Origin of the sequence: uncultured Brachyspira sp. (assembly GCF_934747485.1) — a bacterium.
Taxonomy (GTDB): domain Bacteria; phylum Spirochaetota; class Brachyspiria; order Brachyspirales; family Brachyspiraceae; genus Brachyspira.
The window spans coordinates 1-13,420 of record NZ_CAKVGN010000040.1; the positions used below are offsets into that span (position 1 = coordinate 1).

Consider the following 13,420-nt stretch of genomic DNA (forward strand, 5'->3'; position numbering starts at 1 on the left):
CTAAAGTTGAAAAACAATTGGAAATTATATATAATTTAGCAAAAAAGGAGCTTTTTTAGTTATCTAGGACAGCCCCATTTTTTCATATTTGTGGTGGCTTTGCCCCCACACCCCCACTTCTTTTGGTGACCCAAAGAAGCAAAAGGACTGCATTTTTTATGCTTAAAATGTTGGTATTACAATATAGTTTATGCATACTAAAAAATATACAAAACTAAAACACTTGCACTTTCTTGTTCTTTTTGCGGCGGGAAAAAGAACAAGAAAATAAAAGTTTATACAATGAAATATAATTGTTTATATATATTAATCAAAACAATCCTATATTATTAATTTATAATTGATGCTATAATATCTTTATAAAATTATTATTTCAAAAGGCAGCTATATGATAGAATTAAAATCTCCTTGCAAAGTAAACTTGTTTTTGGATATAACATCAAAAAGAGAAGACGGATACCATTTAATAGAATCTTTATTTCACACCGTTAATCTTTATGACGTTCTAACAATAGAAGAATCTAATTCTTTTAAAGTTACAACCACAGGCAAATACAAATTAAATGATGATAATGAAGATAATATACTTTCAAAAATATTTTTATTTTTTAAAGACAATATGAACTTAAAAAAAAGTTATAAAATAAATATAGAAAAAAACATACCAAATGGTGCTGGGCTTGGAGGCGGTTCTTCTAATGCGGGAGTATTTATAAAATTCTTACTTGAAGAATTAAAAATAAAAGGAGATGAAACATTAATAAAAACATTTTCAAAGTTTGGAGCAGATATTCCTTTTTTTATTAAGCAGGGTATGAGCTGGGTTAATGGCATAGGAGAGAATATTTTTAATTATGATTATACATTGCCTTATAAAATAATTATCATATACCCAAATATACATGTATCTACAAAAGTGGCTTATTCAAATTTTAAAAGCGAAGATTTTAATAAATCAGACTTTTTATCTTTCAAATATATTTTTGACAATAAAAAATTAGATTTTAATAATATTTATAATAATTTATATAATGTATTTGAAGATAATGTATTTAATTTAGAGCCAAAAATAAAAGAATATAAAGAAGAAATGCAAAACAAAATAAATAAAAAAATTGTGATGAGCGGTTCTGGTTCTTCTTTATTTACTTTGTATGATAGTGATGATAAAAAAATAGAAAATGATTATAATATATTAAAAGAAGAATTTCCTCATTTAGATGTGTTTAAATTAGCGTTAATATAATTTTAAGGAATAATAAAATTGAGAGTATCTTTTATTCAATTTGACGTAAAAAAAGATAAAAAAGAAAATATAAACATAATAGAAAAACATGTTAAAAACAATGATGCTAATTTAATAGTGCTTCCTGAGCTTTCTTCATCTGGATATTTATTTGAAAAGAGGGAAGATTTATTAAAAGTATCTGAAAATATAGAGAATATAACAAATAAAACAAACGAAAAATCAATATTCATAAACGAAATACTAAAAATATCAAAAAAATACAGCAAAGCCATAATAGCAGGATTTGCAGAAAATTTTAAAGATAAAATTTATAATTCAGCATTAATAGCAGAAAACGGACATTTTAAAGGCGTATACAGAAAAGTTCATTTATCAGATTTTGAAAAAAGTTTTTTGACAGCGGAGATATAAAAGAATCCTACAATGTATTTGAAGTTTGTAAAGAAAAATTATCTATACAAATTTGTTTTGATGTGTGGTTTAGTGAAATATCAAGAAAGCAAATACTAAACGGAAGCAATTTAATATGCATTCTTGCAAACTTTGGAGGAGAAAATACTTTAGAAATAGCAAAAGTAAGAGCTATTGAAAACATCACTCCTATAATATTATGCAATAGAGTTGGAAGAGAAAAGACAAAAGACATTGATGCATATTTTATAGGTAAAAGTTTTATAATAGATAAAGACGGAAGTTTTTTAGCAAATGCAGATAAAGATGAAACAATATCATTAAATGCCAGCATAGAAATTAATAATTTAAAATCTAATATAATATGCTCAAACTTTTATGATGAAATAAAAAGGCATTATTAACTCTTTATAAACTTTTCATCTAATTCTTTTCTATTAGCCTTATAATATTTTATAATCTCTTTCCACTTATCAATAAATAATTTACTGCCATTTTCGGTATCTGTAATATTAGCTATATTAAGTTTATAAAAATTCATAAAGCATAAATCATATTCTAAATTACTAAAATTATTATCTCTATACGACATTTTTTTATCTATTGTATTAAAACGCATAGTGATTATAACATTATCATTATTAATATTTTTAAGTATCTCATCTAATATTAAACAATGATACAAAATATCCCAATCTTCTTTTTTTCTTCGTTCTAATATACCATAAAAAAATGATATATAAGGATTATAATTAAAACCTATTTTTTGATAACTATGTCCAGCACAGCTTTGATTAGTAATGAATCCGAGCTTGTTAAGCTCTGTTACAACGCCTACAAGCTCTTCATCAATTTCTGTTGTATCTAAAATACTCAAAGTAAAAACCTTAAAATATTATTTTTTTACTACTTTTCTCAAAGCTTCTATTACCATATCTTGTTCTTCTTTAAGTATATCATTATCTATAGGAAGAGCTATATTATGTTTAGAAGCATATTCAGACACAGGCATATCTCCTTCTTTATAACCTAACTTTTTAACAAGAACAGGTGCTAAGTGTATAGGGTGAGGATAATAAAGTGCTGTAGGTATGCCAAGTTCACTTAATTTAGTTCTCACTTCATCTCTATTATCTTCAACTTGTATAACATATTGAGCATGAACACTCTCAGTATATTCTGCTACTTGAGGAACTTTAACTATATCTTTTAAATTATCATTATAATATTTAGCAGCATTTCTTCTGTGCTTCATATCATCATCAAAACCCTTAAACTTCTCTAATAAAATACCAGCCTGTAAATTGTCTAATCTTCCTGTAGTGCCAAGCTTAACATGTATCATTCCGCCTTCATCACCATGATGACGAAGCTGTTTTAAGTTTTTGTATAACTTCTCATCATTAGTAAACACCATTCCGCCATCACCAAAACAGCCTAAAGGCTTAGCAGGGAAAAATGAAGTAACAGCAATATTTCCCAATTTTCCGGAACAAGATTTTATATTTTTATAGCTGGCACCAAAAGACTGACAAGCATCTTCTATTACAAATAAATTATGCTTTTTAGCTATATCCAATATAACATCATAATTAGCACATTGTCCGAATAAGTTTACAGGAATGATGGCAACAGTATTTTTGTTAATAAGGCTTTCGAGTTTATTTACGTCCATATTAAAATACTCATCAATATCGCAAACAACGACCTTCATACCCAAAAAAGCAGGTGCCTCAGCAGTAGAGAAAAATGTCATAGCAGGAACTATTACTTCTTTTGCAGAGTGGTCTTCTCCAGCATTAAAACCCAATGCCAAAAGCGAAAGCACTAATCCAACATGTCCAGATGAAACTCCCACAGCATATTTAGCACCAGTATAATTTGCTAATTCATGCTCTAAGTTCTCTAACTCTTCACCAAATATAAATTGACTTCTCTCTATAATAGAAGCTATTTTTTTATCTATACTCTCTTTTCTCTTTTCGTAACCTCTGTAAAGATTCATGTATTTCATTGCAATAACTCCATAAATAAAAAATTAAATTTTCAATATATTTTATAAAAATTAATTACTATTGTCAATAATAAATATAGCTATTTTTTATTCTATAAAGTGATATAAAATTAATAATAAAAAATACATACTTTTAAGATTATACCTAAATAAACTTAAACATTATACTAATAAAAAATTCTATAATAAAATTCGTTGACTTTTTACTGAAAAAATATATAATGGCGAGAATAAAATATCATAAATTACTTCGCTTCGTAAAAATATGAAGCCTTGTCCAAGGAGTTTAAACAAATGAGAGAATATGAAATTCTTTTCGTTACAGAGATAAATGACTCTGTACATCAAAAAGCAAAAGAACATGTCAAATCTATTTTGCAAAACTACAATTGTGAAATATTCAATGAATCAGATTATGGCATTCATAAGCTAAGCTACCCTATTCGCAAAGTAAATGAGGGTAAATTCTATTTCTATCACTTCAAATGTGATGGTAAAAGCTTACAAACAATTGAAAGAGAATTGAGATATGAACTTAGCATATTGAGATTTATAATTGTTCGCTTAGATGAAATTATTCAAAAGAAAGAAGAGAAAAAAGAAGAAACAAATAATACGCAAGAAGCATAATTAGTATAGAGGCTTTATTATTATGTCAGATGTAAATAATGTAACTTTAATAGGCAGACTTACTGCTGACCCAATGCTTAAATATTTGCCAAGCGGAAGTGCTGTAGTAGAATTTTCTATAGCAAATAACTATTATGTAAGCACTAAAAATGCTAATGAAGTTAACTATTTTGATGTAGTTGCTTTTGGAAAAACAGCAGAAACTATTAGCAAATATTTAACTAAAGGCAAACAAATAGCTATTAATGGCTCTTTAAGACAGGATAGATGGCAAGATAAAGATACAAATACTACAAAATCAAGAATTAGAATCATAGTTAATAGTATGCAAATGCTTGGAGCTAACAGCCAATCAATGGATACTACTTATACACCTTCTGCTTCTGCTGGCGGAGGCATGTCTGATGGTATTGATATAGGTAGTTTCTCTGACGATGATGAAGTGCCATTTTAATTAAACACTTTTTAGGAGATAAAATAATGGAATTAGAAAACACTGAAAATATAGAAAATTCTTCTATTAATGAAGAAGAAAATAAAGCTAAGGCTGATAAAAAACAGCATTTTAATAAAGAAACAAATGATAAAGATATGGCTAGCAGAAAAAAATTCTTTAAGAAAAAAATATGCTATTTCTGCAAAAACAATATTGATGTATTAGATTATAAAGACATAAAATTATTAAAGAAATATGTTAAAGAAAGCGGAAAAATTATACCTAAACGCTTAAACGGTACTTGTTCTAAACATCAAAGATTAGTTACTAAAGCTATAAAAAGAGCTAGAAATATCGCTCTTCTTCCTTATGAAACTAAATATTAATAATTAGTTTTATAAAAACACTTGATAATAATAACAGTCATTATATTTTATATATGATGGCTGTTTTTTTATATTATAAAAAATAAATTAGGATATATAAATGAAAAATATTTTTATTATAGTATTTAGTATATTAGTATTGTTATCTTGTAATAATAATAATGCACAGTTAATAAATTGGGAAACTAATTATAATACGGCATTAGAAAAAGCAGTAAAAGAAAATAAAGCTATAATGATAGATTTTTATACTGATTGGTGTACAATTTGTAAAATAATGGAGACGAATGTTTATTTAGACAAGGAAATAGCTTCTAATATTAACTACAATTTTGTGCCTTTAAAAATTAATGCTGAAGATAATGACGAAAATGTAAAACTTCTTACAAACAAATATAATATTAGTGCATTTCCTTCTGCAGTGTTTATAAATACAAATGGTTTTATTATAAAAAAGATATTAGGATATATTGACACAAATGATTTGCTTGAAGAGATAAAAAATATAGAAAAAAAATCAGAAAATATTAATATAGAGTTTGCCAATAATAATCCAACAGCAGAGAAATTAAAAATATATATAGACTCCGAATATTATAAAGAAGCTATGGAAATGTATGATATATTAATAAAAGAAAACAAAATAGAAAAAGAAGACATACCAACATATTTAGTGGATATAGGAACAGTTTTATTTTACAATGAACAGTTTGACGAAGGTATTAAATATTTTAATGAAGTATTAAACAATTATAGTAATAATTCTCAAAAATTATATGAAGCTATATATTTTAAAGGAATTTATAAAATAATTAGCGGAGATAAAGAAGAAGGAATAAACTACTTAAAAAGCTTTACTGACAGTATAACAAATGATGAATTAAAAAATCAATATATAGAAGCTATAGAATATTATGGAGAAGAGTAAAAAATAATAAAAAGGCTCATATTATATATATAATATGAGCCTTTAATATATTAATATTTTATTAGATTTGTATTATTATAATTTATAGTAGTAAATGAATGAAGTCTTCCGTCATTGCCTCTATAAACATTCAAATTAAGAGGGTCTATTTCCCATACCCTATCAACTACAAAGTTATAATAATAAGGACCTTGTTCTGCTCTTAAAGTGATAGTCCATAAATTATTAGAATAAATCATAGGATATCTTAAACTATCGAAACCCAATTTATCTGATGTAAACATAACCTCTAAAGCAGTGTCATTGCTATAGAAAAAAGTTACAGTACCGTCAGAATTATATATAGGGTTTTGTTCATAAAAACCAATATCGCTGTCTAATACAAAATAACTAACCTCTTGATTATTATTATCATATTCTACATTTTGATTTATAGGGTCATTAATCCACACACCATTAACTCTATATCTATATAAATACTTACCCGCCTTTAAAGGAGTCTGCCACAAATAATAAAATATTCCGTAAGAGTTTTTTATAAGCGGTATACTATCTTCCCAATTATTAAAATCTCCAGACACTTCAACAGAATCATAATTCTCAGCAAAAGTAAACAATATTCCATCTTCTACAACTCTCGGAGGCATCACTTCCTGTATATTATAATATTTTAATATCTCAGCATTTTTCATTCTAACTTGATACTCTTCAAGAGTTTCAGCATTTTTATCACCGCAAGATATCGAAACCAAAATAACTATAAATATAAAAACGTAAAAACAAATCTTTTTCATCATTAACCCGTAATATTTAATTTTGATGCAACAGCCTTATCATCTCTTTTTATAAATTTTTTATCATAACTTTTATTATTATCAGGAGCAGAATTATTTTGAGAAGCCGCAGAAACAGGCTCTTCTTTTTTAATATTATTACTGCTCACAGAAGAAGATAATTTTTCTTCTACACCCTCCCAAGCAGTTTTTAATTCTTTAAGATATTTTACTACTTCCAATATAGGAGGCTTAGTTTTAGATATGTTTGCCTCTGTCAATCTTTGATTCATATAAGTATATATAGAAGCTAATCTTTCAGCTATTTCTTTGGCATCATAATTTAAAGAAGAGAGAAGTTCATATATAATCTCTTGAGCTTTCATTATATTATTATGAGCCTCTTCTGTGCCATGTTTTTTATCCATAGCATTACAAGCATTTTCAAGAAACTTAATAGCACCATCATAAAGCATAATCACTAGTCTATTTTGAGATGCCGTACTTACATCGATTTTTTTATATTTTTGATAACCGTTATTAGTAGACAATTAAATCCCCCCATAAATTAATATATTTATTATAAAATTATTATCGGAAAATAGAAAAAAGCATAAAATATTTTTTACTATTTTTAATAAAAGATGCATATACATACTATATTATACCGAAACAACTATAATTTGTCAAAATTACTTTTAAATTTTTTATTTGACTTTAGTATACAGCATATTTTATATAAAATTATATTAATATATATTAAAGTTACAAAATATATTGAAAAATTCAATTTATAAAAATATAAAAAATATTTAATAAGTAAAACTATCTAATTTATATATTTTTAAGTTCATATCCCCAGAAACTCTAAAAGAATATTTATCCGGATAATATCTTGTAGTAAATACCATCTCTCCATCGTTTACAAATATCTCTATTGTTGAAGTATCTATTAATATTCTTATATTTTCTAACTTTTCTAAATATGCACTTCTTTTGCCTCTTCCGCCTCCGATTTGCTTTCCTATATCATTTACGAACTCTAATATGAATTTACTCTCTTTATATTTAATAGAAACACCCTCAGAAATTAATAATTCAAAATTATCAGCATCTTTTATATTATCAACTATAACCTCATAAGAATCGGCAGAAATTAAATTATCAGATAATGAACTGTAAGAACATTTATTTTCAAATATCATGCTATTTCTTAATTTTTCCAAACTTCTATGCGGTTTTTGATAAAGTTTACCATTTTTGAAGCTTAATTCTCTTGCTATAGTTAAACAATGCTGCCAGCCATAGTCAACAGTTAAGTTTTTATGAGTCTCTTCAGTATCAGGAACACCCATCCACCCTATAATAACTCTATTTCCATTTTCATCTAAAAATGTTTGCGGAGCATAAAAGTCAAACCCCTTGTCAAGTACAGTAAAATCATTAACTGTAATAGAATCTTTAGTCTTATAATCGTCATTTATTAAAAAGTATCCAGAAAGATAAATATTCTCATATACACTCTCAATCTGCTTAACTCCCTGCGGACAAGTAATTAAAATATTCTGCCCATCTAAATTAAATAAATCAGGACATTCCCACATATATCCAAATCTATCTTTAGTATTTACAGTACTTATATGCTTCCAATTTCTTTTATCTTTTGAAGAAAATATTAACACCTCTCCAATATCATTATCTCTATCATCACCATATTTCCTTGCACCTTGAACCATATAATAGGAATTATCTGCCTTCCATACTTTTGGGTCTCTTATATGATTTGTTATGCCTTTAGGATAATCTTTCATCTCCATTAAGCATTCTTTTTCAGAGAAGTTAATACCATCATCAGAAACAGTAAGCATAGTATTAGCCTCTCTTCCGCTTTCAATATAATCATGCTCCCCTAAAAGTTTTACATTACCAGTATAGTATATATATATTTTATCATCTTCTATAAAAGCAGCGCCGGAATATACGCCATGACAATCATATTTTTCATCTGGATATATTGAAACCCCTACATATTTATAATTAATCAAATCCTTAGTAATATAATGTCCCCAAAATTTTAATCCTCCCTCAACTTCAAAAGGAGAATATTGAAAAAATATATGATACTCACCCTTAAAATAACATAAACCATTAGGGTCATTAATCCAACCTATAGGAGGCATTAGATGAAAATTTAATTTCCATTTATTGTTTTTATTATATCCGATTTCTTTTTGTCTTATTGCTTCTTCAAAAATTTTACTAACTAAATTCATCTTATTTACCTCTAAAATTAACTATTATTTAATAATTAATATAAACTTTATTCTTCATCTTCCTGCATATATTCTTTAGGAACACCAAAAAACCAAGTAATAGTAAAAGATAAAACAATAGTAATTACAGCAACAGCAATATATCCTATTAGCTGTTTTCCATCATATACATAAAGCAAAGCTCCCGGTATGCCAGTAACCCCATTAGCAGTAGCCTGTAAGTTTAATAATCTTGCAATTAATCCAGTTACCCCAGCAGCAATAGCTCCGCAAACCATAGGTTTTATTCCATATCTTATATTAATACCAAATATAGCAGGCTCAGTTATTCCAAGCCAAGCAGATAAAGTAGCACCATATCCCATAGCTTTTACGCTTTTTCTTCTTGTCTTTAATGTTACAGCCAAACAAGCAGCCCCAGCAGCTAAATTAGCAACAGATAAAAGAGGATTAATTGGGTTTAATGTAGTTGCTGCAAGTAATGATATCTCTATTAAATTCATTATATGATGAACACCAGTAACAACTATAAATATTATTCCAAACCCTATTATAAATCCGCCAATTCCAAAAGGCAATGATAAAGAGAAATTAATAGCTACTAATATCCACTGCTCAACTATATGAAATATTGGTCCAATTACGGCTAAAGATAATATAAGCATTATAAGTAAAGTTAAAAAAGGAGTAGCAAGTATATCTATGATATTAGGTATCACTTTTCTTAAATTTAATTCCACTTTAGAGCCTATAATACCAGCGATTAGAGCAGGAAGTATGCTTCCTTGATATCCCACTATAGGTATAAAGTTAAAAAGCATTATAGGTTTCACACCGCTGTCTGGATTAGCAACCAAATAAGCATTAGGCAAAGCAGGAGAAACAAGCATTAATCCAAGTAATATACCCAATATTGGAGAGCCGCCAAATACCCTAAATGTTGACCAACATACCAGAGCAGGCAAAAATGCAAATGTTGTCTCTGTAAGTACGCTCATAAATGTCATAATAGAAACAGGTATATTTGAAACTTGTAAATTAAATAAACTTAAGAAACTGTCATTTATTAACGCACCCTTAAGCCCCAAAAATAATCCTGTTGCAATCATAGCAGGCATTATAGGAACAAACACATCAGCAAATATACGAATAAACTTTCTAAAATTATTTTTCTCTCCCACTTTTTTAGTTTCTTCTGTATTTTGTTTTGCCGCTCCCGCAACACCTAAATTAACAATCTCAGCATAAACTTTATTTACAACCCCAGTACCTAATATTATTTGATACTGCCCAGAATTAAAAAATACTCCCTTAACACCATCTATCTTTTGTACATTTGAATCTTTTATACTTTCTCTGTCTTTTACTATCAATCTTAATCTTGTAGCACAGAAAGTTGCCGAGATAATATTCTCTTTATTTACTGTATTAATAATTTCTTCAGCAGTTTTTTTATAATTTATAGCCATAGCAAATATCCTATTGTGATTTATGTAATCGGTTACATAAATCATTCTACCATTATTCAATATTTTGTCAAGCATAATTATAACAATTAATATAAAATAAACTTACATATTTGATTTTTAATACAAAAAGTATATACTAAAAAGGCTAAGTAATTATAATTTTTTAATAAATATAAGCTAAATATTTTCTGCGTATGTAAAAAAATAAGGAATATAAATAGCTTATATTTATAATAAGTTTTTTAAGATACATAAAACTATAATTATATAAAAAAATATATGCTAAAAAATACATAAAAACTATCAAAAAATATTATTATAATTAGAAAATATTTTTGACATAATATATATTTTTAATATAATTTTTTAATATTCACTCTCTAACATATAGGAGAAAAAATCGTTGTATGAAGATTGAAAAGAAAAATATAACTATGAAAGATATAGCAGAAATGGCAGGAGTAACAAAAACTACAATATCAAGATATTTTAATGGTGGATATATAAAGAAGGAAACTAAAGAAAAAATAGCAAAAATAATAAAAGAGTATAATTATGAGCCTAATACTTTTGCAAGATTAAAGGCAAGAAGGAGTTATATAATAGGAATAATAGTTCCTGCTTTAGATTCAATAGTAACATCTAGGGTCCTTACAGGATTGGAGAAAACTTTTAGAGAAAAAAATTACATACCAATAATAATGAATACAAATCATCAAAATGAATTAGAACTAAAATATATGGAAAAACTAGAGAGGTTAAACGTTGATGGGATAGTATTAAGTGCAACATATATAACAGATGAACATAAAAAAATATTTAAAAATTTAGATGTACCTATTGTGATATACGGACAGGAATATGATGAGGGTATAAGCATAGTTAATGATGATTATAATGCAGGTGTGGAGATTGGAGAGTATATTGGGAAAAAAAATCATAAAAACATAGGATTTATAAGCGTTGATGAAAAAGACGTTGCAATTGGTGTTAATAGAAAAAATGGTGTTATAGACGGACTAAAAAAATATGGAATAGAGAATATAAATGTTGAATTAGCAGATTTTTCTTATGATAGTGCTAAAATTGCAACGAAGAATTTATTAAAAAATAATAAAGTAGATACAATAATATGCTCTACAGATAGGCAAGCACATAGTGTGTATATGATAATAAAAGAGATGGGGCTAAAAATTCCAGATGATATATCTGTAATATCTTTTGGCGGATATGAAATTGATGCAATAATAGACCCGCAGCTATCCACTATAAAATTTAATTCATTTAATGCCGGTGTATGCACTGCCAATACTTTAATAGATTTAATTAATAATGTTGAAGTAAAAAAAATATTTTATATAGATTATCAATTCATAGAAGGCAAGAGCGTGAAATAAAAAAGGAGTTAATAAAATTAACTTTTTATTAACCCCAATAAATATTTTTTATATATTATTTTATTTCCAATCTTTAAAATATTCTTTATGTACTTCTATATAATCAAATACAATAGATTTAGCAATAGAATAAGAATTAACTAATGGATGTACAGTTAAAGCTTTAATAGCTTTTTGAATGCTTTTTTCAAAAATAGCTTCTACTGTAAGATTTTCATATAGTTTAACATCTTTTATTAAATTCTCTTGCATCTTTGGTATATTATTCATTTTTATTGGAACAGCATTACCGTTTTCATCTATAGTACAGCTTATTTCAACAACATCATTATAATCTAAAAATTCTAAAGCTCCATTATTTTTCACTGAAACAACAACTCTTTTATTATGATTATTACTTGCAGCCTCAAGTATATCTATTGCTACACCTGCATATCCTCCAGAATCAGGTAGTTTTAAAAATTCAGATAATGGTATAACTTCTCTCTTATTTGATTTTTCAACACCAGATTCTCTAGCCATATAACTACTTTCTCTTTCTATTAGATAAGAAAAATATATTTCAAAAGCCTTATCTAAATCATTATGTATATCTATATCTTTAAGAGCATTATACATTTTATTATTAATTTCTAATATTTGCTCTCCTCTTGTTTTACCAGAATCAACTATAGCTTGAACAGCTTTTTCTCTATAATAATAAAAATATAGATATTCATTTAAAAGCATATCGTCAGATAAATGAACCAAATCTACATCAAAATATCTCATTTCTGTTTCTTTATATATTTTAGGATTTTCTATAATAGATTTTGTTATATCTTTTCCATTAACCTGTATATTTCTAAACCATGATAAATGATTAAGCCCAAAACAATCAATTTTTACATTTTCTTCTTTTTCTCCAATAATATGGCATATTTCTCTTATTAATTCGCTTGGAGCATCACAAATACCAAAAAACTTTTTTGAGAAGCCAGATTTTTGTATAGCCTGAGTTACTAAACCAGATGGATTAGTAAAATTGAAAAGTATAGCATCTTTTGATGAATATTTTTCTATCATTTTACAATAATCCAATATAACAGGAATGGATCTTATAGAAAAAGAAAAACCTCCAGGACCAGTTGTTTCTTGTCCTAATACACCATTTTTTAATGCCACTCTTTCATCTTTTACTCTTCCTTCTTCTTCACCAACCCTAATGGTAGTAATAATATAATCAGCATCTTTTAAAGCCTCTATAGGGTCTGAAGTAATAGAAAACTTAACCTTATCATTAAGTTTTTCAAAAATCTCTTTTGATAAATTACCATATATCTGTAATTTTTTATTATTGTTATCCATAAATACTACAGATGTAACACCTATTTTATTCACCTGTAAAGCTAAAGATTTTGCTAAAAAAGGAGATCTAACTCCACCACCACCTAAAACTGTTAATTTCATTTTTT

The 13,420-nt window shown here is 26.7% G+C and carries 15 protein-coding genes; 8 read left to right on the forward strand and 7 right to left on the reverse strand.

Annotated elements, in window-relative coordinates; genetic code table 11:
- Window positions 1–388 precede the first annotated feature (388 nt).
- The 3 genes from ispE (at window position 389) to Q0H31_RS08220 (ending at window position 2,064) form a co-directional block, all read left to right on the forward strand.
- On the forward strand, window positions 389–1,246 hold the full coding sequence (ispE, locus tag Q0H31_RS08210; protein ID WP_295297138.1) for a 4-(cytidine 5'-diphospho)-2-C-methyl-D-erythritol kinase: 858 nt from the start codon (window positions 389–391) through the stop codon (window positions 1,244–1,246).
- Between the two features lie 18 nt (window positions 1,247–1,264).
- Complete coding sequence (locus Q0H31_RS08215) at window positions 1,265–1,660, forward strand: nitrilase-related carbon-nitrogen hydrolase (RefSeq protein WP_295297139.1); 396 nt, start codon at window positions 1,265–1,267, stop codon at window positions 1,658–1,660.
- 62 nt (window positions 1,661–1,722) lie between these two features.
- Entirely contained in the window at window positions 1,723–2,064 is a 342-nt protein-coding gene (locus Q0H31_RS08220) for a nitrilase-related carbon-nitrogen hydrolase (RefSeq protein ID WP_295297140.1), read from the forward strand.
- On the opposite strand, the gene Q0H31_RS08225 is transcribed toward Q0H31_RS08220, so the two are convergent.
- Window positions 2,061–2,537 carry a hypothetical protein gene (locus tag Q0H31_RS08225; protein WP_295297142.1) on the reverse strand — a complete coding sequence of 159 codons (477 nt, stop codon included), beginning with the start codon at window positions 2,535–2,537 and terminating at the stop codon, window positions 2,061–2,063. The genes Q0H31_RS08220 and Q0H31_RS08225 overlap by 4 nt on opposite strands.
- An 18-nt stretch (window positions 2,538–2,555) precedes the next feature.
- Window positions 2,556–3,674 carry a DegT/DnrJ/EryC1/StrS aminotransferase family protein gene (locus Q0H31_RS08230; RefSeq protein ID WP_295297144.1) on the reverse strand — a complete coding sequence of 373 codons (1,119 nt, stop codon included), beginning with the start codon at window positions 3,672–3,674 and terminating at the stop codon, window positions 2,556–2,558.
- 294 nt (window positions 3,675–3,968) lie between these two features.
- Between Q0H31_RS08230 and rpsF the strand changes: the two genes are divergently transcribed.
- From rpsF to Q0H31_RS08250, 4 genes are all read left to right on the forward strand, one after another.
- The gene (rpsF, locus tag Q0H31_RS08235) at window positions 3,969–4,304 is read left to right on the forward strand and encodes a 30S ribosomal protein S6 (protein WP_295297146.1); all 336 of its coding nucleotides are present in this window, start codon (window positions 3,969–3,971) and stop codon (window positions 4,302–4,304) included.
- A gap of 22 nt (window positions 4,305–4,326) precedes the next feature.
- The gene (locus Q0H31_RS08240; RefSeq protein ID WP_295297148.1) at window positions 4,327–4,758 is read left to right on the forward strand and encodes a single-stranded DNA-binding protein; all 432 of its coding nucleotides are present in this window, start codon (window positions 4,327–4,329) and stop codon (window positions 4,756–4,758) included.
- A gap of 26 nt (window positions 4,759–4,784) precedes the next feature.
- The gene (gene rpsR / locus Q0H31_RS08245; protein WP_366938239.1) at window positions 4,785–5,126 is read left to right on the forward strand and encodes a 30S ribosomal protein S18; all 342 of its coding nucleotides are present in this window, start codon (window positions 4,785–4,787) and stop codon (window positions 5,124–5,126) included.
- A 100-nt stretch (window positions 5,127–5,226) separates the two neighbouring features.
- Window positions 5,227–6,054, forward strand: a complete 828-nt coding sequence (locus Q0H31_RS08250; RefSeq protein WP_295297150.1) for a thioredoxin family protein — start codon at window positions 5,227–5,229, stop codon at window positions 6,052–6,054.
- A 50-nt stretch (window positions 6,055–6,104) separates the two neighbouring features.
- Here the strand turns inward: Q0H31_RS08250 and Q0H31_RS08255 are convergent, their stop codons facing one another.
- The 4 genes from Q0H31_RS08255 to Q0H31_RS08270 form a co-directional block, all read right to left on the reverse strand.
- Window positions 6,105–6,848 (reverse strand): protein kinase, encoded by a 744-nt coding sequence (locus tag Q0H31_RS08255; protein WP_295297173.1) that lies wholly within the window; start codon window positions 6,846–6,848, stop codon window positions 6,105–6,107.
- Window positions 6,849–6,850: 2 nt separating this feature from the next.
- Window positions 6,851–7,378, reverse strand: a complete 528-nt coding sequence (fliS, locus tag Q0H31_RS08260) for a flagellar export chaperone FliS (protein WP_295297152.1) — start codon at window positions 7,376–7,378, stop codon at window positions 6,851–6,853.
- 261 nt (window positions 7,379–7,639) lie between these two features.
- Window positions 7,640–9,100 (reverse strand): glycoside hydrolase family 32 protein, encoded by a 1,461-nt coding sequence (locus tag Q0H31_RS08265; protein WP_295297154.1) that lies wholly within the window; start codon window positions 9,098–9,100, stop codon window positions 7,640–7,642.
- A gap of 47 nt (window positions 9,101–9,147) precedes the next feature.
- Window positions 9,148–10,569, reverse strand: coding sequence for a PTS transporter subunit EIIC (locus Q0H31_RS08270; protein WP_295297156.1), 1,422 nt, complete (start codon window positions 10,567–10,569; stop codon window positions 9,148–9,150).
- A 407-nt stretch (window positions 10,570–10,976) separates the two neighbouring features.
- Between Q0H31_RS08270 and Q0H31_RS08275 the strand changes: the two genes are divergently transcribed.
- Complete coding sequence (locus Q0H31_RS08275) at window positions 10,977–11,966, forward strand: LacI family DNA-binding transcriptional regulator (RefSeq protein ID WP_295297158.1); 990 nt, start codon at window positions 10,977–10,979, stop codon at window positions 11,964–11,966.
- Between the two features lie 60 nt (window positions 11,967–12,026).
- On the opposite strand, the gene Q0H31_RS08280 is transcribed toward Q0H31_RS08275, so the two are convergent.
- Window positions 12,027–13,415: a hypothetical protein gene (locus Q0H31_RS08280; RefSeq protein WP_295297159.1), complete on the reverse strand. Its 1,389-nt coding sequence runs from the start codon at window positions 13,413–13,415 to the stop codon at window positions 12,027–12,029.
- Window positions 13,416–13,420 lie beyond the last annotated feature (5 nt).